The organism is Sphingomonas sp. BL-S-30 (genome assembly GCF_055521475.1).
On record NZ_CM145481.1, the window covers coordinates 1,918,519 to 1,939,891 of the forward strand.

General features: G+C 66.5%; 20 protein-coding genes and 1 tRNA gene. 13 read left to right on the top strand and 8 right to left on the bottom strand.

Annotated features, from left to right (window positions below; all coding sequences use genetic code 11):
- Window positions 1-23: 23 nt before the first annotated feature.
- Window positions 24-797, top strand: a complete 774-nt coding sequence (locus tag ACZ1I5_RS08795) for a response regulator transcription factor (RefSeq protein WP_465173316.1) — start codon at window positions 24-26, stop codon at window positions 795-797.
- 68 nt (window positions 798-865) lie between these two features.
- On the opposite strand, the gene ACZ1I5_RS08800 is transcribed toward ACZ1I5_RS08795, so the two are convergent.
- Entirely contained in the window at window positions 866-2,077 is a 1,212-nt protein-coding gene (locus ACZ1I5_RS08800) for a malonyl-CoA decarboxylase (RefSeq protein WP_465173317.1), read from the bottom strand.
- A 3-nt stretch (window positions 2,078-2,080) separates the two neighbouring features.
- On the bottom strand, window positions 2,081-3,568 hold the full coding sequence (locus tag ACZ1I5_RS08805; RefSeq protein WP_465173318.1) for an AMP-binding protein: 1,488 nt from the start codon (window positions 3,566-3,568) through the stop codon (window positions 2,081-2,083).
- A gap of 88 nt (window positions 3,569-3,656) precedes the next feature.
- Here ACZ1I5_RS08805 and ACZ1I5_RS08810 point away from each other — a divergent pair, with 88 nt between their 5' ends.
- From ACZ1I5_RS08810 to ACZ1I5_RS08860, 11 genes are all read left to right on the top strand, one after another.
- A complete protein-coding gene (locus tag ACZ1I5_RS08810) occupies window positions 3,657-4,403 on the top strand; it encodes a GntR family transcriptional regulator (RefSeq protein ID WP_465173319.1) in 747 nt (248 codons plus the stop codon).
- Window positions 4,404-4,610: 207 nt separating this feature from the next.
- Window positions 4,611-6,710 (top strand): TonB-dependent receptor, encoded by a 2,100-nt coding sequence (locus ACZ1I5_RS08815; protein ID WP_465173320.1) that lies wholly within the window; start codon window positions 4,611-4,613, stop codon window positions 6,708-6,710.
- A 2-nt stretch (window positions 6,711-6,712) separates the two neighbouring features.
- A complete protein-coding gene (locus tag ACZ1I5_RS08820) occupies window positions 6,713-7,852 on the top strand; it encodes a serine hydrolase domain-containing protein (RefSeq protein WP_465173321.1) in 1,140 nt (379 codons plus the stop codon).
- Window positions 7,849-8,616: an SDR family NAD(P)-dependent oxidoreductase gene (locus ACZ1I5_RS08825; RefSeq protein WP_465173322.1), complete on the top strand. Its 768-nt coding sequence runs from the start codon at window positions 7,849-7,851 to the stop codon at window positions 8,614-8,616. Before ACZ1I5_RS08820 ends, ACZ1I5_RS08825 begins: the two co-directional genes overlap by 4 nt.
- Complete coding sequence (locus tag ACZ1I5_RS08830) at window positions 8,616-9,941, top strand: MFS transporter (protein WP_465173323.1); 1,326 nt, start codon at window positions 8,616-8,618, stop codon at window positions 9,939-9,941. Before ACZ1I5_RS08825 ends, ACZ1I5_RS08830 begins: the two co-directional genes overlap by 1 nt.
- 19 nt (window positions 9,942-9,960) lie before the next feature.
- The gene (gene kce, locus ACZ1I5_RS08835) at window positions 9,961-10,893 is read left to right on the top strand and encodes a 3,5-dioxohexanoate:acetyl-CoA acetone transferase (protein ID WP_465173324.1); all 933 of its coding nucleotides are present in this window, start codon (window positions 9,961-9,963) and stop codon (window positions 10,891-10,893) included.
- Window position 10,894: 1 nt separating this feature from the next.
- Complete coding sequence (locus ACZ1I5_RS08840; RefSeq protein ID WP_465173325.1) at window positions 10,895-12,949, top strand: hydantoinase/oxoprolinase family protein; 2,055 nt, start codon at window positions 10,895-10,897, stop codon at window positions 12,947-12,949.
- Between the two features lie 3 nt (window positions 12,950-12,952).
- Window positions 12,953-14,731 carry a hydantoinase B/oxoprolinase family protein gene (locus tag ACZ1I5_RS08845; protein WP_465173326.1) on the top strand — a complete coding sequence of 593 codons (1,779 nt, stop codon included), beginning with the start codon at window positions 12,953-12,955 and terminating at the stop codon, window positions 14,729-14,731.
- Window positions 14,728-15,480, top strand: coding sequence for an SDR family oxidoreductase (locus tag ACZ1I5_RS08850; RefSeq protein WP_465173327.1), 753 nt, complete (start codon window positions 14,728-14,730; stop codon window positions 15,478-15,480). The genes ACZ1I5_RS08845 and ACZ1I5_RS08850 overlap by 4 nt, the downstream gene beginning before the upstream one ends.
- A 1-nt stretch (window position 15,481) precedes the next feature.
- A complete protein-coding gene (locus ACZ1I5_RS08855; protein ID WP_465173328.1) occupies window positions 15,482-16,066 on the top strand; it encodes a carboxymuconolactone decarboxylase family protein in 585 nt (194 codons plus the stop codon).
- Entirely contained in the window at window positions 16,059-16,514 is a 456-nt protein-coding gene (locus tag ACZ1I5_RS08860; RefSeq protein WP_465173329.1) for an acyl-CoA thioesterase, read from the top strand. The genes ACZ1I5_RS08855 and ACZ1I5_RS08860 overlap by 8 nt, the downstream gene beginning before the upstream one ends.
- A 5-nt stretch (window positions 16,515-16,519) precedes the next feature.
- Here ACZ1I5_RS08860 and ACZ1I5_RS08865 read toward each other — a convergent pair whose 3' ends face one another.
- The 5 genes from ACZ1I5_RS08865 to phhA are packed head-to-tail and all read right to left on the bottom strand — an operon-like array spanning window position 16,520 to window position 20,596.
- Window positions 16,520-16,813, bottom strand: coding sequence for a 4a-hydroxytetrahydrobiopterin dehydratase (locus tag ACZ1I5_RS08865; protein ID WP_465173330.1), 294 nt, complete (start codon window positions 16,811-16,813; stop codon window positions 16,520-16,522).
- On the bottom strand, window positions 16,791-17,195 hold the full coding sequence (locus tag ACZ1I5_RS08870; RefSeq protein WP_465173331.1) for a Rieske (2Fe-2S) protein: 405 nt from the start codon (window positions 17,193-17,195) through the stop codon (window positions 16,791-16,793). Before ACZ1I5_RS08870 ends, ACZ1I5_RS08865 begins: the two co-directional genes overlap by 23 nt.
- The gene (gene fahA, locus ACZ1I5_RS08875; RefSeq protein ID WP_465173332.1) at window positions 17,192-18,508 is read right to left on the bottom strand and encodes a fumarylacetoacetase; all 1,317 of its coding nucleotides are present in this window, start codon (window positions 18,506-18,508) and stop codon (window positions 17,192-17,194) included. The genes ACZ1I5_RS08870 and fahA overlap by 4 nt, the downstream gene beginning before the upstream one ends.
- 7 nt (window positions 18,509-18,515) lie before the next feature.
- Complete coding sequence (locus ACZ1I5_RS08880) at window positions 18,516-19,733, bottom strand: amino acid aminotransferase (protein WP_465173333.1); 1,218 nt, start codon at window positions 19,731-19,733, stop codon at window positions 18,516-18,518.
- Entirely contained in the window at window positions 19,730-20,596 is an 867-nt protein-coding gene (gene phhA, locus ACZ1I5_RS08885) for a phenylalanine 4-monooxygenase (protein ID WP_465173334.1), read from the bottom strand. Before phhA ends, ACZ1I5_RS08880 begins: the two co-directional genes overlap by 4 nt.
- A gap of 112 nt (window positions 20,597-20,708) precedes the next feature.
- Between phhA and ACZ1I5_RS08890 the strand changes: the two genes are divergently transcribed.
- Window positions 20,709-21,161: an Lrp/AsnC family transcriptional regulator gene (locus ACZ1I5_RS08890; RefSeq protein ID WP_465173929.1), complete on the top strand. Its 453-nt coding sequence runs from the start codon at window positions 20,709-20,711 to the stop codon at window positions 21,159-21,161.
- Window positions 21,162-21,203: 42 nt separating this feature from the next.
- Here the strand turns inward: ACZ1I5_RS08890 and ACZ1I5_RS08895 are convergent.
- Window positions 21,204-21,279 (bottom strand) — tRNA-Lys (locus ACZ1I5_RS08895).
- Window positions 21,280-21,373 lie beyond the last annotated feature (94 nt).

The following is a 21,373-nucleotide window of genomic DNA, read 5'->3' on the forward strand; positions in this document are numbered from 1 at the left end:
AGGATTATTTCCCCCGGCGAGTATTGGTCCGGCCCCGCCATTGGCCGATCGGCTTTATTGAAGTCGGCCGGAGCGGCGTAATCAGAAGGAGTTCAGGGATGGAGCGCCATCGCGACGGCGACGCAGGCAACAGGAAGCGACCACCCGCGCTCGTGGTGAGCGACGTCCTGATCTATCGAGAAGGAATCGCGGCGGGATTGGCGCGGATCGGCGACCTCGAGGTGGTGGGCGCCATTTCGGCGGAGGAACTTTCCGGCGCGCTCGCCGCGAGCACGGTGGAGATCGTATTTGTCGATATTTCGCACGAGCGTTCCCGGGAAGCGGCACGGGCTGCACGCGCGCTCTCGCCGCCGGTGCTGGTGATCGGTTTCGGCATGACCAGCGAGGACGAAGGGCTGGCGGGCGCGGAAGCCGGGGTGACGGCGTTCGTCGACCATGACGGCACGATCACTGACCTGAATCAGGCAGCCAAGCGCGCGCTAAGCGGCGTTCCGGTGTGCCCGCCCCAACTCACCACGCGGTTGTTGCAGCGTGTCGCGCAACTCGCGACGCGCGGTCGACCCGTGGGAGACGCGCAACTGACGCGACGCGAGCGCGAAATCGCTTCTCTGGTGGAAGAGGGAATGTCGAACAAGGAGATTGCCTGCGCGCTCAGCATCAGTCCGGCCACGGTCAAGAACCATGTCCACATGATCCTGGACAAGCTCAATCTGCCGCAGCGGCGGATGCTGATGCTCGGCAGCACGAGCCGTGTCGCGCGGGTGGCGCGGGCAATGTATGATTCGACTGCCGCGTAGTTTGCGGCGGCGCATTGCCCTCTCGGGCGAACAACCCGACACCGGGGGGCCCATGTTGCGGCGGTACGCTACAATCGCCCTTCGTGAAGCGCCGCGGGGCGACCGAGCAACCTGGCGACCGGCGGGGACACAGCGACCTGTCCTTCGGCAAGGAAGCGCTGGACGTTCGCCTTGATCTGCTCGGGCAGGTAACGATAATTGACCATGACGCCATGGCTCTGGGCTAGCCCCTTGTCCGAGGGATCGGCGGCGAGGTTGATCCGTTCGAGCCGCGCGCCGTTGGAGAGATGGAATTTGGCGACGGGATCGCTGGTCTGCCGCCCAGCCGCATCGTCGCCGCACAGATACATGGCGCATAACTGGCGCAGTTCATCGTCCTTGGGCGTCCGGTTGCCGTCCCTGGCATCCAGCCAGCGCCGGAATCCGGGCACGGGGGAGAGTGTCGCGAAGGTTCGCAACGATGGATGCTCGGCCTTGAGCTGAGTCGTGATCTGCTTGATCAGCAGGTTGCCGAAGCTGATGCCACGCAGGCCGTGCTGGCAATTGCTGATCGAATAGAAGATCGCGGTTGTCGGCTTGGAACTTCCGGCCGGCGCGGCTGGATCGATCAGCGGCCCGATCGAGTCACTGACGCCGTCGGTCAGCGCCACCTCGACGAAGATCAGCGGTTCGCCCGGCAGGGCAGGGTGGAAGAAACCGTAGCAGCGTCGGCTGCCGCTGAGCCGGCCGCGCAGATCGTCCCAGCCGCTGATGGCGTGGACGGCCTCATATTCGATCAGCTTCTCCAGGATCGCGGCAGGACTGTTCCAGTCGATCCGGCGAAGATCGAGAAACCCGCGGTTGAACCATGAGACCAGGAGGTGGCGCATATCGTCTTCGAGCGGTTGCAGCTCGGGATGATCGGGCAGCAGGCGCTGGAGCTGCGCGCGCAGGGCGACGATCAGGGCGGTGCCGCCTGGCGCGGCGTTCAGCCGGCGCAGCAGATTCTGCCGCCGGGGTTCGGCATGCCGTGTGAGCATCGCGGCATTGGCCACCGAGGGATCCGCGGTGAACGCCCGGGCGGCTTCGAGCAATGCCGGCTGCAGCGGCGGCAGCGCGTCGACCAGCCAGTGGAAATAGGTCAGCCTTTCTCCGTCGTCGAACGACCGGCACCGGTCGGCCAGGCTGGCGGCAAGGCTGGTGCCTTCGGCCTCGCCGGCACGGCCGATCAGTTTTTCGGACAGGTGGCGGGCATGGGTGAGCGATGAGACCGGCGTCCGCCGGAAGAGCCGCAAATACATGGGTCAGCCCTCGAACCAGGTTGAATATTCGGCGCGGAGCAGTGCCTTCTGCACCTTGCCCATCGTGTTGCGCGGCAGATCGTCGACGGCGAACACTGCCTTGGGCAGCTTGAACCTGGCGAGTTGCGGGCGGAGCGCGGCGACGATCGTCACCGGATCGACGGCATGGCCGGGCGCAGGCCGGATGATCGCCGCGACCACTTCGCCGAAATCGGGGTGAGGCAACCCGATCACTGCCGATTCGTCTACGTCGGGCAACTGGTCGATCAGGCTTTCGATCTCGCTGGGATAGACGTTCAGTCCGCCCGCGATGATCATATCCTTGTCGCGCCCGACGATGCGGACGACGCCGTTGCTGTCGATGCTGGCAATGTCGCCGGTGATGAAGAATCCATCGTCGCGGAATTCCGCCCGGGTCTTTTCGGGCTGCTGCCAATAGCCGGCAAAGACGTTGGGACCGCTCACCTCAAGGACGCCGATCTCCTTGCTGTCGGCGATGCGGACGGTGATGCCGTCGAGCGGCCGACCGACCGCGCCAGCCAGGCGCGGTCCGGCGAGCGGGTTGGAACAGATGATGCCGCATTCGGACATGCCATAGCGTTCGAGGATAGGGTGGCCCGTGCGCGCCGCGAACGCGTCGAAGGTTGCCGCAGTGAGCGGCGCCGACCCGCAGATGAACAGGCGAATCTCGGCGGTGCTGCTCCGGTCGAGCCGCGGATCGGCCAGCAGCCGAGTGTAATAGGTCGGCACCCCCATGAACAGGCTGACCCCAGGGAAGCGATCGATCGCGCTTGCGCTGTCGAAGCCAGGCATGAGCCGGATCTCGCTACCGGCGAGGAGGAGCGGGTTGAGCCCCACGAACAGCCCGTGAATGTGAAACAGTGGCAGCGCGTGGAGCAGCACGTCGCCCGGAGCGATTCCCCAGGCAGCGATCAGCGCCCGAGCATTGGACAGGAGATTGCCGTGGGTGATCATCGCGCCCTTGGAGCGACCGGTGGTGCCGGAAGTGTAGATGATCGCCGCGAGATCCCCGCCACGCGCTTCGTGCGGCGGCGCGGGCGGATGCGAGGCCGCGACCGCTTCGGCGAGACTGCCCGCGCCATTGGCATCGAGCGTCGCGATCGGGATTCCATTGTCGCCAAACAGAGCTGCCCGCGCCGGATCGCATACGAACAGCACCGGCTTCGCGTCGGCGAGGAAATAGCCGATCTCGGCGACCTGATACCCGCTGTTGAGCGGCAGGTAGATGGCGCCGAGGCGCAGCGTCGCCAGATATAGCTGCACCAGGTCGAGCGACTTGTCCGCCTGCACCGCGACGCGGTCACCCGCGCCGACGCCCAGCGCGGCGAGCCCGGCCGCCCATCGTTCGACCCCCTCGAGCAGTGCCGCGCCGCTCAAGGAGCGGCCATCGTCGACGATCGCGATGCGATCGCCCGTCGCGATCAGCGCCGCGGCGATGGCACCATAAAGGGATGAGGTTTTGTCAGCCATGCGGTCGTCTCCGGGAGGTGGTGGCCCTGCGTCGCATGGGCCGGTAAGAGGATTGTCGAACATCCGAACAAAAGGCTGCGAACGAAGCATGACTCGTCCCAAGAGAACGCCGCAGGATGCCGACCGCGAATTTGCCGGACCGAGCGGGCTGCCGTTTGGATCGCCCAAGCAGGATTCGGATGGCGGCGTGAAGACCTCGCTGGTCCAGCTGGTCTACGAAACGATCATGGCGGCGCTCGATGCGGGAGAACTGACCCCGGGCAGCCGGATCATCGCTTCCGAACTCGCGACGCGGCTGGGCCTGAGCCGGGCACCGGTGCGCGAGGCGCTGGCCGTATTGGCGGGGCAGGGGCTGGTCGAGCTGCTGCCGGATCGCGGCGCCATGCTTCGGCCGATGAGCGTGCGCGACCTGGCGGCGATCTACGAAGTGAGCGCGCCGGTCGCCGCGATCGGCCTGCGCGAGGCTGCGCGGCGCATCGATCTGGGCGACAATGCCGAGCGGGTCCGCGCGGCGATGGCGGCGATCCGGGCCGCGGGCGACGACACGCCGTCGAATTTCGGCTTTTTCCTGGTGCTCAACGAATTCCACTATCTCGTGAACGCGATCGCCGAGAAGCCGCACGTCGATCTCGTCCTGCGCGCGGTCAATATCGAATATTGGAACAGGCTGCTGGCCGCGGCGATCGACCTGGATCGGCACGCGGGCAAATATGTCGCGAATTATCAACGCATCACCGACGCGCTGATCGCCGGAGACGCGAGGTCGGCTGAGGCGATCATGCTGTATCATGCTGACTGGTGCGTCTCCCTGCTCGATCCAAAAAGCGGCGAATGAGCAATAATTGTCGACGATAAACGAGGATTTCGAGCGAGTCAGGTAGTTTTTGCCATGCTTTTTAAAAGAATCGTCGACAATCGCTTGCATGCTGCCTGAAATCATGATCTCTTCCCATCATCGGACGAGGCCAGGAACGGCAGGTCCGGTCACGAAAGGGAACAGGACATGGCGGCGACTGGATTCACGTTGCGCTTTGGCGCAGCTTTGCTTCTCACAAGCGCGGCGGCGCATGCCCAGACGGCGCCCGATCAGGACAGTGCGGAAACCGGCGACATCGTGGTCACCGCGAGCAAGACCGGCGCCACCCTGTTGCAGGACACCCCTTTTGCGGTGACGGCGTTCAACGCCGAGATGCTCGAGCGGACCGGCGTCAAGGATGTGCGCGATCTCGCGGCGGTCACGCCCAACCTGCTGGTTACGCAGAACGCGTCCTTTTCGCAGATTTATATCCGCGGCATCGGCTCCAACAACGTCTTTGGCGGATCGGACCCATCGTCGACGATTCACCTCGACGGCGTCTATCTCGCCCGGCCGGCGAGCTACCTCACCAATTTCCTCGACGTCGAGCGGATCGAGGTCCTGCGTGGCCCGCAGGGCACGCTCTATGGTCGCAACTCAGTCGGCGGAACGATCAACGTGATCAGCCGCAAGCCGGGCAACGAGTTCGTCGGCCGGATCCAGGCGACCTATGGCAATTATAATTTCGCACGGGCCGAGGGTTATGTCAGCGGTCCGCTCATCGAGGACAAGCTCGCTGCGTCGATCTCGTTCATCGGTTCGCGCCGCGACGGCTATCTCAAGAATATCGTGCCGGGCGTCGGCGATGCCGATAACGAGCGCACGATCGGCGGCCGCGGGCAGCTTCGCTTCACGCCCAGCGCGCCGCTCGAGATCATTTTACGGGCTGACTACATCCATTCGGACGACGCGCTCGCCGGCTACGTGAAACTGCTGCAGACGACCACCGATCCTCTCGCAAACAGCACGCTGGGTGATTATCGCAAGATCGCAGTCAATATCCGCCCCGCCTCGAACCGCCGGCAATGGGGCACCGCGGCCGAAGTCAATTATGACGTGACGGATGGCCTGCAGCTGAAATCGCTCACTGCCTATCGGGCGAACCGCCTGACTCAGGTCGGCGATACCGACGGCACGGCGCTGAATGGCCGGCGAACCGATCAGTTCGAGGACCAGCACCAGTTTTCGCAGGAAGTGAACCTCACCGGCAAGGCGGGTGCGCTGACCTACATCCTGGGTGCCTATTACTTCAACGAGCACATCCTGGTCGATTCGAGCGTGACGACCTACGCCACCAACGTCCGGGCCAATTTCAATCCGACGATCAACACCGATGCGATCGCCGGCTTCGCGCAGGGCAGCTTCGCGCTCACGGAGCAGATCACGCTGACCGCGGGCATCCGCTACACGAGCGAGAAGAAGAAGTTCGACCAGATCGCGACCAATTTCTCGCTGGTCACCGGCCTGCCGAATGCGACCTATCCGCGCACTTACAGCACGGAAAACACCTACAAGGCCTGGACCCCGAAATTCGGCGTCGAATTCCGCCCGGTCGACGGCGTGCTGATCTACGCTTCGGCGACCAAGGGCTTCAAATCGGGCGGTTTCAACTTCTCCAGCGCCAATGCGGCCCAGGGTTTCGGTCCCGAGACGCTATGGAGCTACGAGGCCGGCGCCAAGCTCGATCTGCTGGAGCGCCTGTTGCGGCTGAACGCGACGGTCTTCCATTACGACTATAACGATCTGCAGGTGCAGTCCTTCCTTTCGCCGGGCGTGGTCGACATCACCAACGCCTCCGATGCGAAGGTCGACGGCGTCGAATTCGAAGCGCAGCTGCGGCCGGCTAAATGGCTCAAGCTGGGCGGCAACCTCGCCTATCTCGACGCGCGCTACAAGAATTACACGTCCGCCCTGCTGCCCGGGAACATTCCTTATGACGCCTCGGGCAACCGGCTGAACCTCGCGCCCAAATGGTCCTATTCGGTATTCGCCGAGGCCGATACCGCGATCGGCGCCGGCTCCGGGTTCATCCGCGGCGAGTATAATTATCGCACGCGGCAATTTTTCACCGCGTCCAATTCCGGGCTCGATACGCAGGCCGGCTATGGTCTGCTCAACGCCAGCATCGGCTACACCTTTCCCGGCGAGCATTTCGAGTTGCTGGCGTTCGCCCGCAACCTCACCGATCGTGAATATGTGACGAGCACGGCAAGCTTCGCCTCCGGCATTGTCGGCCGGGTCGGCGAGCCGCGCACCTACGGCGTCCGCGCCGTGGCGAAGTTCTGACCATGACGACGGCGCCCGGCCCCATGAGCGGATATTGCGACCCGGCGTTCGCGAAAGTCGGCGAGACCTTCGCCGCGAATTTTCGCGATCGGGGAGAAATCGGGGCCGCGGTCGCCGTCTATCGGCATGGGCAAAAGGTGGTCGATCTATGGGGCGGCTGGGCCGATGCCGCGCAGACTCGTCCCTGGCAGCAGGATACGATCGTTTGCATGATGTCGGTCGGCAAGGGCATGGCGGCCCTAGGCGTCTGGATGCTGATCGATCGCGGGTTGATCGATCTCGACGCACCCGTGGCAAGATACTGGCCGGGCTTCGCGCAAGCCGGCAAGGGCTCCATCACGGTCGGGACCTTGTTGGCGGGCAAGGCGGGCCTGCTCTACGCCGATCACGCTCCCGCTGGTGCCGGCTATGACTGGGACGTGATGATCGACGCGCTCGAGCGTCAGGAACCGGCCTGGGAACCGGGCACCGCCCATGGCTATCACTCGGCAACTGCCGGATATCTGTTCGGCGAGCTCATTCGCCAGGTCGATGGCCGTCCGCTCGACCAGTTCCTGCGCGAGGAAGTGACCGCGCCGCTCGGCGCCGATTATGGTTATGGGGCGGCCTGGGCCGATCCGGACCGGGTGGCGGATATCATTCCCAACCAGGACAGCCACACCTTCGTCCAGTCGCGCGATCCCTCGACCAAGATGGGTCGGGCATGGCGGATGCGGCCGGATTCGCCCGACCATTACAATGACGCGCGGATGCGTTCGGGGCTGCTGCCCTCGACCAACGGGCACGGCAATGCACGCGCCGTTGCCCGCATCTACGCCGCGCTCGCGTCGGGCGGCACGCTCGACGGCGTCCGCCTCGTCTCGCCGGAGACGATCGACCGGATGCGCACCGAAAGCTGGTTTGGACCCTGTGAAATGACTGATCGGATTTTCCGTTATGCCTATGGCTTCTTCTTGAACGAGCCGCTGATGTCCCCGATGGGCACCAATCCGCGTGCCTTCGGGCATCCGGGCGCCGGTGGATCGCTGGGCTTCGCCGATCCCGAAAACGGCATCGCCTTTTCGTATAGCCCATCGCTGATGTGCGCCGGGGGCGGCCTTGGTGAGCGCTGCCTCGCTTTGACCTCGGCGGTGTACGCATGAGCGGCGAATTCGCCGGCAAGGTGGCGATCGTCACTGGTGGCAGTTCCGGTATCGGCCAGGCCGTGGCCGAGGCGCTGGCGGCCGGCGGCGCCCATGTCGCAGTGGTCGCGAGCAGCAGCCTCGACAAGGCCGAAGCGGTCGCCGGCGCGATCGTCGCCAATGGCGGCAGCGCGATCGGCGTGGCCGCCGATGTGCGGGACGCGACCGCGTTCGCGGCGCTGGTCGCGACGGTGGAGCAGCGCTTCGGCGGGGTCGATCTCCTCGTCAACGCGGCCGGCGTCTTCTATCCCACGCCGGTCGCCGATGGCGATCCGGCCGCGGGTGCGCGCATGATCGACATCAACGTTTCGGGCCTGTGGAATGCGATCTCGGCAACGGTTCCGGCGATGCAGCGGCGCGGCGGCGGGCGGATCGTCAACCTCGCTTCCGTCGCTGCTTTTGTCGGGATCAAGGGCTTTGCGCTCTATTGCGCGAGCAAGGCCGCGGTCGCGATGATGACCCGCGCGCTCGCCGCCGAACTCGCGCCCGACAATATCGCGGTGAATGCCGTGGCGCCGGGCAACACGGCGACGCCGATGAACGCCGGAGTGCGGGCGGACCCGGCCATGGCCGAGGGCATGCGACAGATGACCCCCAGCGGCACCGCCTTTAGCGATGTCGCCGACATTGCCGGCATTGTGCTGTTCCTTCTGTCGGAACGCGCGCGGCCGGTTCACGGCGCGGTCTGGCTTGCCGACGAAGGCATTTCGGCGGCGATCGGGTGATGGCGATCGCGGCGGACCGTCTCCCAGTCGCGCCTTCGGCGCCGGCCTATGCGTGGTATGTCGCGCTGCTGCTCGCCACCGCGCACCTGGTGTCGTTCATCGACCGCTATCTGATGAGCCTGATGATGGAGCCGCTCAAGGCGGATCTCGGCGTCAGCGACACGCAGCTCGGGCTCCTGCAGGGAACCGGCTTCGTGGTGCTCTATACCCTGGTCGCGGTGCCGCTCGGGCTGACCGCCGATCGGGTCAATCGCCGCAACCTGATCGTCGCGGGCATTCTCGTCTGGAGTCTCGCGACCGCGATGTGCGGCCTTGCTTCGTCCTTCGGCTGGCTCTTCGCCGCGCGCATCGGGGTCGGTTTCGGCGAGGCAGCGCTGGTGCCGGCGGCGATGTCGCTGCTTGCCGCCTATTTTCCGCGGCAGCAGCTGGGCCGCGCCGTATCGCTGTTCACCACCGGCGCGTCGCTCGGCAAGAGCGCGGCGCTGATCGGCGGCGGGGCGGTCCTCGCCGTACTGACGGCGGCCGGCGGCCTCGACCTGGTTGGTTTCGGCCGACTGGCGCCCTGGCAGGGGACCTTCGTCATCATGGCGATCCCCGGCATCGTGCTGGCGTTGCTGATGTTCAGCGTGCGGGAACCGGCGCGGACCGCGAGCCTGATCGCCCGGCCCGGCATCGCCGAGGCCTGGCGCTACGTCGTCGCTCACCGCGCGGCCTTTGTCCGCCATACCGGTGCGTCTGCCCTGGTCGTGCTGACCATCCAGTCGCTGGGTGCCTGGGCGCCATCCTTCTATGTGCGCTTTTTCCATATGACGGCGCCCCAGGCGGGCCTCGCGATCGGATCCGTCATCCTGATTGCGGCGCCGCTCGGCCATCTGACCGGCGGCATGCTGACTGACTGGTTCCAGGCGCGGCGCTGGCCGTCGCCGGCGGCGCCGGTGATCGTGATCGGCCTGGCCTGCGCGATCCCCAGCGTGGTGCTGTTCGTGACGAGTTCGAGCCTGCCGGTCTCGCTGGCGGCTTATGGGCTGCTCAGCTTCTTCGCCACGCTGGCCGCGCCCGCATCGCTGGCGGGCGTACAGATGCTGACGCCCGATCGGCTGCGCGGCATCGTCACCTCGATGTTCCTTGCCGTCACGACGCTGGTCGGGATCGGCATCGGCCCGGCCCTGATCGGCATTTGCAGCGATCTCGCCGGCGGGCCGCTCGAGCTCGGCAATGCCCTGATGATCGTCATTTCCGGCGTTGCCGGGATCGGCATCGTCCTCGCGCTCGCCAGTCAGCGCCCCTTCGAACGCACCGCCGCGCTCACCGCGGCCGCGCGCTGATTCAACCAGGAGTATTTCCATGCGCAAGACCGGCAAGGCCATCATCACCTGCGCGGTGACCGGGTCCATCCATACCCCTTCAATGTCGCCCTATCTGCCGGTCACGCCGGACGAGATCGCGGAACAGGCGATCGCGGCGGCCGAAGCGGGCGCGGCGATCCTGCATCTGCACGCACGCGACCCGGCCGATGGCCGGCCGTCCCCCGACCCCGAGCTCTACATGCAGTTCCTGCCCCGGATCAAACAGGCGTCGGACGTCGTCATCAACATCACCACGGGCGGCGCGCCGGGCTTCAGCGAGGAAGACCGGCTGGCGGGCCCGCTGCGCGCCAGCCCCGAGATGACGTCGCTCAACATGGGATCGATGAATTTCGGCTTTTTCGGCCTCGCCGACAAATTCGACTGGAAGCACGACTGGGAACGCGAGCTGATGCTCGGGTCAAAGCGATTTCCGGCCAACCATAATTTCGCGCTGATCGAGCGGATCATGGTCGAGCTGGGGCAGGGGCATGGCACGCGTTTCGAATATGAATGCTACGACATCGGGCATCTCTACAACGTCAAGCATTTTGCCGATCTGGGGCTGATCAAGCCGCCCTTCCTGATCCAGGGGATTTTCGGCATCCTTGGCGGGATCGGCGCCGATCTCGAAAATTTCATGATGTTCAAGCAGACGGCGGATCGCCTGTTCGGCGATGATTACATGCTGTCCTGCTTCGCGGTCGGCCGCCCGCAGATGAAGTTCCTCGCCCAGTGCGCGCTGGTCGGCGGCAGCGTCCGGGTCGGGCTTGAGGACAGTCTTTATATCAGCAAGGGCGAGCTGGCGACGAGCAACGCCCAGCAGGTGCTGAAGCTCCGGTCGATCCTGGACGCGCTGGAGATCGACGTCGCGACTCCGGCCGAGGCCCGCGTCATGCTTGGCCTCAAGGGCGCCGACGCGGTGACTTTCTGAGATGCGGTTCGCAACCGACACGGGGGGCACCTTCACCGATCTGGTGGTGGAGGACGATGACGGCTCGATCACCCTGCACAAGGCATCCACCATTCCGTCCGATCCGGTCGCGGGCGTGCTCGACGCGCTGGCCGTCGCGGCCGAGGCGCGTGGGCTGACCCTGCGCGCGCTGCTCGCCAGGGCGGACAGCTTCATCCACGGCACCACCCATGCGATCAACGCGATCATCACCGGACGCGCCGCGCGCACCGGACTGATCGTGACGGCCGGCCACCGCGACATCCTGCTGTTTCGCGAAGGCGGAAGGACCGAGCCGTTCAACCACACGATTCCCTATCCCAAGCCCTATATCCCGCGCGCGCTCACCTTCGAGGCGCCGGAGCGGCTGCTGGCGGACGGGACTGTGCTGGTCCCGCTCGACGAAGCGGCGGTGATCGCGGTGCTCGAACAGATGCGCAGCCTCGAGATCGAAGCGGTCGCCGTGTCGCTCCTCTGGTCGACCGTGCATCCCGCTCATGAGCTGCGCATCGGGGAACTGATCGAAACGCATTTGCCGGGCATCCCCTACAGCCTGTCGCACGCGGTCAATGCCACGCTGCGCGAATTCCGCCGCGCGTCGTCGGCGGCGATCGACGCGTCGCTCAAGCCGTTGATGACGCGCTATCTCGGCAGCCTTTCGGCTCGCCTGGCGGCGGAAGGCTTTGCCGGCGAGGTGATGGTGCTGACAAGCGCGGGCGGCATGGTCGAAGCGTCCGAGGTGGCGGCCGCGCCGATCCGGATCATCAATTCGGGGCCGTCCATGGCCCCGGTCGCCGGGCGCCATTATGCCGAGCGCGAAGGCGGCTGGCGTACCGCCATCGTCGCCGACACGGGCGGCACGACCTACGACATCAGCCTGGTCAGCGACGGGCGTATCCCGATGACCCGCGACCTGTGGATCGGGGAACCCTATCGCGGCCATCTCGCCGGTTATCCGTCAGTCGATGTGAAGAGCGTCGGTGCCGGCGGCGGCAGCATCGCGTCGCTCGACGGTGCGGGCCTGCTCCATGTCGGGCCGGACAGCGCCGGATCGACGCCAGGCCCCGCCTGTTACGGCCGTGGCGGCACCCGGCCGACGGTGACCGATGCCTGCATGGTGCTCGGCTATCTCGATCCGGACTATTTCCTCGGCGGCTCGATGAAGCTGGATGCGGCGGCCTCCCGGGAGACCATCGCGCGCGACGTCGCCGGGCGCCTCGGCACCAGCGTGGAGGAAGCTGCCTGGAGCATCCTCGATCTCGCCACCGAGAATATGGTCCAGGCAATCCAGGAACTGACGGTCAATCAGGGCATCGACCCGGCCGAAGCAGTGCTGATCGGCGGCGGCGGCGCGGCCGGGCTCAATTCGGTGTTCATCGCCCGACGGCTCGGCTGCCGCAGGCTGCTCATCCCCGAAACCGGCGCGGCGATGAGCGCGGCCGGCGCGATGATCTCCGATATCACCAGCGAATTCGCGGTGACGGCGCACACCTCCACGGCCGCGTTCGACAGCGGACGAGCCAATGCCGCGATCGACCGGTTGCGGGGCGAGGCGGACGCGTTCGCGGTCCGCACCGGCTTGCCCGGCGTGACCGAATTCATCGCCGAGGCGCGCTATGAAGGCCAGGCCTGGGACATCGACGTGCCGCTGGCCTCGACCGAGTTCGCGACTGCTGACGATGTCGCGGCGTTTCGCACTGCCTTCGACGCGATGCATGAGCAAATCTTCACCATTCGCGACGAAGCGTCCGACGTGGAATTGATCGGGCTGCGCGCCCGCATCCGCTGTGCTGCACGGTCCGAGGCTCCCTTCCTGCTCAAGCCGGCACCCGCAACGGAATCGTCGTTGCGCACCCGACCCGTCTATTTCGCCGGCGCGGGCTGGATCGACACGCCGATCCTGCGCTGGGACGCGATCCCCGCCGATAGGGACTTTGACGGGCCGGCCCTGATCGAATCTCCCTTCACCACGGTCGTCGTCGATCCGCCCGCGCGTTTCCGCCGGTCGGTCGCCGGCGCGCTTTTGATCGAGGCCTGAACGATGAACCAAGCTGTTGCCCCGGGCGCGGTGATGAACGGCGCGGAAATGGCCGTGATGCGCAGCCGCCTGGACGGGATCGTGCGCAAGATGTCCAACACGCTGCTGCGGACCGGGCGGTCGGGCGTGCTCAACCGCGCGCGCGATTTCTCCTGCTGCCTGCTGACGCGGGCCGGCGAGCTGCTCAGCGCGGCGGACAGCCTGCCGATCCATGTCCTGTCCGGCCCCGACCTGATGGCGCGATCGGTCGCGCTGTTCCATCCCGATCAGCGGGCGGGCGACGCGTTTCTGCACAATTCGCCTTATCATGGCTGCTCGCATCCGGCCGATCTGACGGTCATCGCGCCAGTGATGGACGAGGCCGGCAACCACCGCTTCACCGTCCTTGCCAAGGCGCATCAGGCGGACATCGGCAATTCGCAGCCGACCACCTACATGGCGGAGGCGCGTGACGTCTATCATGAGGGCGCGCTGATCTTCCCGGCGGTGCAGGTGCAGCGCGGCTGGCAGGACATCGACGATATCATCCGCATGTGCGAGATGCGCATCCGCGTGCCGCATCAATGGCGCGGCGATTATCTCTCCACCGTCGGGGCGGTGCGCATCGGCGAGAAAGCGCTGACTCAGCTGGCCAGCGAAATCGGCTGGGACCGAATCGAGGCTTTTTCCGGCCAGTGGTTCGATTATTCCGAAACGCTGATGGCGGAAGCGATCGGCAAGCTGCCGGCCGGATCGGTCACCGGATCGAGCACGCATGATCCCTTTCCCGGCCTGCCGGCCGAGGGCCTGAAAATCCAGGCCAGGATCGATGTCGATCCCGTCGGCGGCCGCGTCGCCGTCGATCTCACCGACAATCCCGATTGCCTGCCGTGCGGCATGAACCTGTCCGAGGCCTGCGCGCGCACCGCAGCGATGATCGGGGTGTTCAACAGCATCGATCATCGCGTGCCGAAGAATGCGGGATCGTTCCGCCGGATCGATGTGGCCCTGCGCGAGGGGTGCATCGCCGGTATCCCGATCCATCCCTTCTCCTGTTCGGCCGCCACCACCAATATCGCCGACCGCGTCGCCAACAGCGTGCAGACCGGCCTGGCCGCGCTGGGCGAGGGGATCGGCATGGCGGAGGTCGGATCGGTCATCGCGCCGTCCGCCGGCGTGGTCTCGGGGATCGATCCCCGCTCGGGCCAGCCCTTCGTCAACCAGATGTTCCTGGCGATGAGCGGCGGCGCCGCCAGCCCGGCGAGCGACGCGTGGTGGACGATCGGACATGTCGGCAATGCCGGCCTGTGCTGCATCGACGGCGTCGAGCTGGCCGAGCTGTCGCAGCCGATCGTGGTCCATGCCCGCGGCTTCATGCCCGATACCGAGGGCGCCGGGACGAATACCGGCGCGCCCTCGACCATCGTCGAGTTCGGTCCGCTCGGCGCCGATATCGATATCGGCTATCTGTCCGACGGTCACAGCAATCCCCCCACCGGCGTTCGCGGCGGGGGCAGGGGCGGCGGGGCCGATCAATATCTGATCGATCGTGACGGCATAAGGGGTGCGCTCGAGGCGTGCGCTCAGGTCCGCATCAGACAGGGCGAGCGCATCATTGCGATATCGTGCGGGGGCGGTGGCTATGGGCCGCCGGCGGGCCGCGCGGCCGACCGGGTCGCGGAGGATGTCGCCGATGGGCTGATCAGCGTGGATCGCGCGCATTCGATCTATGGCGTCGTGCTGTCGCCCGACGGCACGGTCGCCGTGGCGGCGACGGCTCAGGCCCGGGAAGCGATGGCATGAGCGCCCGTTCGGTGCTCGTCACCGCCGGCGCTTCCGGGATCGGTCTGGCCATTGCCGAGGTCTTCGTCGCCCGCGGCGATCGCGTGATCGTATGCGATGTCGATCAGGCAGCGCTCGACAGCGCGGCCGGGCAACTGGAGGGACTGGTCGCGATCCGGGCCGACGTGTCCGATCCTGCCGCAGTTGCTGGGCTGGTCGCTGAGGCGGGTCCGGTGGAGGTCCTGATCAACAATGCCGGCGTGGCCGGTCCGGTGGGCGGCATCGAGACCAACGATCCCGACGACTGGGCGCGCTGCTTCGCGGTGAATGTCCACGGTGCCTTCCACATGATCCGGGCGGTCGTCCCGGCGATGCGCGCGGCGGGGGGCGGCACGATCATCAACATCTCCACCGCGTCGACCGTGACGGGTCTCCCCGGGCGGTCCGCCTATGTCGCGTCGAAATGGGCGCTCGAGGGGCTGACGCGGACGCTCGCGCGCGAGCTTGGTCCGGCCGGCATCCGGGTCAACGCGATCCGGCCGGGATTCATGGATACCGAGCGGATGCGCGGGATCATGGCGCGCGCGGCGGAACGGAGCGGCCGCACCGTGCCCGAGGTCGAGGCCGAGGCGCTCGGTTATATCTCGCTGCGCACCAAGATCCAGCCGAGCGAGATCGGCGAAATGGCATGGTTCTTCGCCTCGGACGCCGCGCACCACATCACTGGCCAGATCGTCGGCGTCGACGGCAATGCTGAATGGGAGGGATAGGATGTCACGGATCACGATGCTGAGCATCGATCAGCTGCAGGAGCGCGGCGTCGACGTATCGCCGTTCCTGAAGGATTTCGCCGAGCTGCCCGGCAGCGTCGCGACGCTCGGCCATCGCCCCGATATCCTGCAGGGCACGCTTGTCCTGTGGCAGGCGGTGATGGGGGCGGGCTCGCTCCCTGCCGAGCTCAAATATCTCGCCGGCTATCTGGCGAGCATGTCGGCCGGGTGCCGTTATTGTTCGGCGCATACCGCGAGCAACGCGGCGCACGGCGCTGGTTCGGAGAAGGTCGCCGCGGTCTGGGACTATGAGCGCAGCCCGTTGTTCAGCGACGCCGAGCGCGCCGCGCTGCGCTTCGCGCAGCTGGCAGGCCAGGCGCCCTCAGGCGTACAGGACGAGGACGTCGCCGAGCTGAAGCGGCACTATAGCGACATCGAGATTGTCGAGTTGCTGTCGGTCGTGGCGCTGTACGGCTTCTTCAATCGCTGGAACGACAGCCTGGCGATCCCGCTCGAAGCCACGCCGCTGAACTTCGCCCAGGCCACGATCGCCGCCCATGGGTGGGACGTCGGCAATCATGGCTGACACCTATGTCGAGTGCGGATTCGGGGTGGTCCATCCGTGGCTGTGCGATGCCATGGGGCATTTGACGACCCGGCATTACCTCGCCTTTTTCGACGATGCTTCCTATCAGCTCTTCGCGGCGCTCGGTTACGATCCTGCGGCCGGGAAGGTCGCACAGCAGGGTTGGGCCGATGTACGGCATGAGCTCGAGTATCGTGCCGAGCTGCCTGCGGGCGCCCTGATCCGGATCGACGGTCGCGTGCAGGCGCTCGGGCGCAGCTCCATCACGACCGAGCTCCGCCTGTTCGCCCGGTCGGACGATCGGCTATGCGCGACCTTGGTGGCGCGCACCGTCTGTTTCGATCTCGCCGCGCGCCGGTCGCGGCCATTGCCGCCAGCGCTGATCGAAAGGGCCGCCGGCCTGTTCGGCGTGCTGCCCGAGCAGCGATCGGCGAATATCCCCGCCTGACGCCGTCAGCCGGCCTGGAGCAGCCGGTCGATCATGCCCGCCATTGCGGTGTCGCGCACGGAGACGCCGCCCGCGTCATGCGTCGTCAGCCAGATCTCGAGCCGGTTATAGACGTTGAACCATTCGGGATGATGGTCGCTCTTCTCCGCGGCCAGCGCGATCCGGGTCATCACTCCGAAGGCGGCCGAGAAATCGGCTAGCACGACGCGCCGGTAGAGCGCGCCGCGCAGCTCGTCATAGCTCCACTCCGGCAAGCCGCGCAGCGCGGCGTCGCGCTCATGCTCGGTCAGTGCGTCCATCGCGCGGCTCCTCTCCCGGCGCACTGGCCGTTCTGATCAGATCGTCTTTGACGGCGACCGGCCATGCCGTCAGCCGGGCGCCCTTGCACGGGCCGGCGATGCACCGGCCATCGTCGATCGAGAACAGTGCGCCGTGCCAGTCGCACTGGATCAGCGTGCCGTCGGGCGTCAGATAACGGTCGAGCGCATGGGCGAGGGGCATGCCGGCATGAGGACAGCGGTCGACATAGCCGCTGACCTCCCGTCCCCGCCGGACGACGAAGCCGTGGAACCGGCCCCCTTCCAGCTGCACGACGAAATTGCGCGCCGTCCCCGACGGAATCGCGTCAAGGGCGCATAATCCTATCCCCGCAGGGGTCGCGGAAAGGCGTGCGCCCGTCACGGGTGCGACACGGCTGGGCCGATGATGCCCATGCAGGGACCGAACCCGATCGGGACGAAACCCTCCGCCGCCATCCGGCCGGTCAGGATGAGGGCGTCGCCGTCCTCCAGGAACCGGCGGGTCTCGCCGCCGGGCAAGGCGATCGCCTGCTGCCCACCCCGGCTGAGTTCGATCAGGCTGCCATAGCCGTCTTCGGTCGGGGCCGAGATGGTGCCGGTGCCGAGCAGGTCGCCGGGGTTGAGATTGCAGCCATTGGAGGCATGATGCGTGACCATCTGCGCGACCGTCCAGTACATGCTGCTTGCCGGGCCGCGGCTCAGGCGGTGCGGGGCGAGCCCGGCGTCGCGCATCCGGGCCGTTGCGATCCACGCCTCCAGCGTGATCGCATAGGCGCCGAGCGCCTGATCGGCCGCATCGTCGAGATAGGGCAGGGGGCGGGGGTCCCCCGCCGGCCGCGCCGGCTGAGGGATTCGGAACGGCGCGAGCGCCTCTTCCGTCACGATCCAGGGCGAGATCGTCGTGGCGAAGCTCTTGGCCAGGAACGGACCGAGCGGCTGATATTCCCAGCCCTGCAGGTCGCGAGCCGACCAGTCGTTCAGCAGCGACAATCCGGCAATGTGCGTGGGGGCGTCCGCGATCGGGATCATCTCGCCCGGCACATTCCCGGGCCCGATCCAGACACCCATTTCGAGCTCGTAATCGAGCCGGGCGGTGGGGCCGAAGACCGGCGCTTCCGCATCGGGGAGTTTGAGCTGGCCATTGGGCCGCCGCACCGCTGCGCCCGATACGCCGATCGACGACGCCCGGCCATGATAGCCGATCGGGACGTGCTTGTAGTTGGGCAGCAGCGGATTGTCCGGCCGGAACAGCCGCCCGATATTGGTCGCATGGTGAATGCCGACATAGAAGTCGGTATAATCGCCGATCGTTGCCGGCAGGTGCATCGTGCAGGTTGCGGCCTCGTACAGCAGCGGCGCTATCGCAGCCTCGTGGTCCGGATCGGACAGCAGCATCGACACCCGCGCGCGGAGCGCCCGGCGCGGTCCGGCACCGATGGCCAGCAACGGATTGAGCGCCGGACCGGCTGCCGCCTGGGCTGCGCCAAGGGCATCGCCCTCCAGCAGGCCGCCGGCGGCGAGCCCGTTCAGGTCGAGGATCGAATCCCCGATCGCGATCCCCCCGCGTGGCGCCTCGCCCGGCGGCGAGAAAATGCCCAGCGGCAGGTTCTGGATCGGGAAGTCCGCATGGCCGGCAGCGGTGGCGACCCAGCTTGTCCGGCCGGGATCATGGGTATCGTCGAGCACGCTGAACACTCCTGGCCTACGCCGGCAGATAGGGGGCAAGAGCGGCGGCGAACCGGTCGATGCTGTCCAGGTGCAGCCCGGCCACATTGATCCGGCCGGAACCGGCCATGTAGATGCCGTGATCCGCGCGCAGCGCCGCAACCGCGGCCGGGTCGATCGGCAGGATGGCGAACAGGCCACGCTGCGCGGCGATCGCGGCAAGACGCGGCTCGGCCTCGGCCAGCGCGGTCCGCAAGCTGCCGACACGGACGCGCATCTCCTCCAGCTCGGTGCGCCACAGCCCGGTCAGCCCCGGATTTTCGAGGATGAGGCGCACCACGGCCGCGCCGTGATCCGGCGGCATCGACCAGAGGCTGCGGGCCAGTACGAGCAGGTTGCCGCGAACCGCGGGAACTGACGCGGCGCCTGCCGAAAGGGCCCACAGCGCGCCCACCCGTTCGCGATAGAGGCCGAAATTCTTGTCGCAGCTATAGGCGATCAACGCTTCCGGCACGGCCTCGAGCAGGATGCGCATGCCGGCGGCGTCTTCCTCAAGGCCATCGCCCAGCCCCTGATAGGCCAGGTCGACGAACGGGAGGATGCCGCGTGCCGAGAAATCCTCGGCCAGTGCGCGCCATTCGGCGATCGAGAAGCCGGTGCCGGTGGGGTTGTGGCAGCAACCGTGCAGCAGCACCACATCGCCGCGCACCGCAAGCTTGAGATCGGCCATCATCGCCGCGAAATCGAGCGTCGAGGTGGCACTGTCGTAATAGGTGTGCGCCGCGACCGTCAGGCCGGCCGCCTCGAAGATCGGGGCGTGGTTGGGCCAGGTCGGCGTACCGATCCAGACCCGGCCGGTCATGCCCGCGCGGTGGAGCAGATCGGCGCCGAGCCGCAGCGCACCGGTTCCGCCCGGAGTCTGAACGCCGGTCAGCCGGTCCGACGCCGCCATGGCGGGGCCGAAGACGATCGGGGCGAGCAACTCGGTGAAGCGGGCGTCACCTTCCGGGCCGATATAGGCCTTGGTCGGCTGATCACGCACCAGCGCGGCTTCAGCCGCCTTGACCGCGCGCAGGACCGGCGTGGCGCCGGCCGCGTCGCGGTACACACCCACGCCGAGATCGATCTTGTCGGGGCGTGGATCGGCGCGGTGCACGCCGATCAGGGCGAGCAGCGCATCGGCTGGCTGCGGCCGCAGCGGGTCGAACAGCGCGGCCTGTCCTTCGATCACCGCGAGGGCGGGCTGGGCGGTCATGCCGCCACCTGCTTGCCGCGCGCATAGGCCTGGGTTCCGCGGGTTATCACGCGATCGTCGGGCAGGATCGTTTCGATCTCGATGTCGGGCTGGCCGGCCAAGGCGGCATAAACCGGGCCGAAATCGGTATCGAGCGTCTGCCGCAGCAGATCCTCGAAGCTGTCGATGACGAAATAGGTCTGCTGATAGTCGTCGATCCGGTATTTCGTGCGCATCACGCGCGTCAGATCGAAGCCGAGCCGGTTCGGCGAGGGATCGTCGAGCGCGAACCGGGTCTCGCCATGAGAGGAGACGATCCCGGCACCGTAGATGTTGAGATCGTCGCCGTTGCGGATCAGGCCGAACTCGACCGTGTACCAATAGAGCCGCGACAGGTTGGCGATGACGCCGAGCCCGGCCGCGCGCTGGCCGCCCTGGCCGTAAGCCTGCATGTAGTCGGCAAAGACCGGATTGGCGAGCAGCGGCACATGGCCGAACACGTCATGGAAGATGTCGGGTTCCTGCAGATAGTCGCATTGCTCGGGCGTGCGGATGAAGTTTCCAGAGACGAAACGGCGGTTCGCCAGGTGATCGAAGAAGACGTCGTCGGGGATCAGGCCGGGCACCGCGACGACCTGCCAGCCGGTCGCCCGCATCAGCCGGTCGGACAATTCGGCGAAGTCGGGAATGCCGGGTTTCGACATGCGCAGTACATCAAGCCCGTCGATGAACTCGGGGGCGACGCGGCCGGGCAGGAGCCTGGCCTGGCGTTCGAACAGCCTGTCCCACATCGCATGCTCGGCCGGCGTATAGCGGTGCCAGTCCTGCGGGATGGTCCAGTCGGGAGCGGCGCCGTCGGGATGTCTTGCCTGAAGATTTTCCATGATGGATATCTTGCACGGGAAGCGCGGGCATGCTTTCCAAAATGGGGTGGTTTCAGCGGATTATTGATCGATCGCGATCAGCTTGGGGTTATTTCTGAAACAAAATGTCATGATGGATGCGATCGACAAACGGATCGTTTGCGAGCTGCAGGCCGACGCATCGCTCAGCAGCGCCGAACTTGCGGAGCGGGTCGGCAGCTCGACCGCGTCCTGCTGGCGCCGGATCAAGGCGCTCGAGGCGGCAGGGGTGCTGACCGCGACGGTGCGTCTGGTCGATGCCGAAAAGGTCGGGCGCGGCGTCAACGTGTTGTGCGACGTGCGGATGAAGAGCCATGCGCGCGACAGCATCGTCCGGTTCGAGGACTTTGTCCGCTCCCGGCCCGAGATCATGGAGTGTTTCTCGATGTCGGGAGAATGGGATTATCTGCTGCGCGTCGTCGTGGCCGATGTCGCCGACTATGAGCATTTCCTCATGCGCACGCTGCTCGATCATCCGTCAGTCGGCGGGGCATCGTCGCATTTCGCGCTGTCGCTGACGAAATATACGACGGTGGTGCCCGTTTAGCGCGAACGGATGAACCGAAGCGATCGAATTGCCGAACAAAAATGGTGGACGCACTTGGGCTCGAACCAAGGACCCGCTGATTAAGAGTCAGCTGCTCTACCAACTGAGCTATGCGTCCATACCGGGCAGCTAAAGTGGCGCGTTGGAAGGCGCCGCCGCATCGGGGAGGGCGCCCGTTAGCACCCGTCGCCGGAGTTGCAAACCCTTTTTTT

Coding starts and splice junctions, on each gene's coding strand:
- ACZ1I5_RS08805 (WP_465173318.1), bottom strand. CDS start 3,568: ATGGCTGACAAAACCTCATCCCTTTATGGTGCCATCGCCGCGGCGCTG.
- phhA (WP_465173334.1), bottom strand. CDS start 20,596: ATGGAAAATCTTCAGGCAAGACATCCCGACGGCGCCGCTCCCGACTGG.
- kce (WP_465173324.1), top strand. CDS start 9,961: ATGCGCAAGACCGGCAAGGCCATCATCACCTGCGCGGTGACCGGGTCC.
- ACZ1I5_RS08825 (WP_465173322.1), top strand. CDS start 7,849: ATGAGCGGCGAATTCGCCGGCAAGGTGGCGATCGTCACTGGTGGCAGT.
- ACZ1I5_RS08800 (WP_465173317.1), bottom strand. CDS start 2,077: ATGTATTTGCGGCTCTTCCGGCGGACGCCGGTCTCATCGCTCACCCAT.
- ACZ1I5_RS08820 (WP_465173321.1), top strand. CDS start 6,713: ATGACGACGGCGCCCGGCCCCATGAGCGGATATTGCGACCCGGCGTTC.
- ACZ1I5_RS08855 (WP_465173328.1), top strand. CDS start 15,482: ATGTCACGGATCACGATGCTGAGCATCGATCAGCTGCAGGAGCGCGGC.
- ACZ1I5_RS08850 (WP_465173327.1), top strand. CDS start 14,728: ATGAGCGCCCGTTCGGTGCTCGTCACCGCCGGCGCTTCCGGGATCGGT.
- ACZ1I5_RS08830 (WP_465173323.1), top strand. CDS start 8,616: ATGGCGATCGCGGCGGACCGTCTCCCAGTCGCGCCTTCGGCGCCGGCC.
- ACZ1I5_RS08865 (WP_465173330.1), bottom strand. CDS start 16,813: ATGGACGCACTGACCGAGCATGAGCGCGACGCCGCGCTGCGCGGCTTG.
- ACZ1I5_RS08880 (WP_465173333.1), bottom strand. CDS start 19,733: ATGACCGCCCAGCCCGCCCTCGCGGTGATCGAAGGACAGGCCGCGCTG.
- ACZ1I5_RS08840 (WP_465173325.1), top strand. CDS start 10,895: ATGCGGTTCGCAACCGACACGGGGGGCACCTTCACCGATCTGGTGGTG.
- ACZ1I5_RS08845 (WP_465173326.1), top strand. CDS start 12,953: ATGAACCAAGCTGTTGCCCCGGGCGCGGTGATGAACGGCGCGGAAATG.
- ACZ1I5_RS08860 (WP_465173329.1), top strand. CDS start 16,059: ATGGCTGACACCTATGTCGAGTGCGGATTCGGGGTGGTCCATCCGTGG.
- ACZ1I5_RS08890 (WP_465173929.1), top strand. CDS start 20,709: ATGGATGCGATCGACAAACGGATCGTTTGCGAGCTGCAGGCCGACGCA.
- ACZ1I5_RS08810 (WP_465173319.1), top strand. CDS start 3,657: ATGACTCGTCCCAAGAGAACGCCGCAGGATGCCGACCGCGAATTTGCC.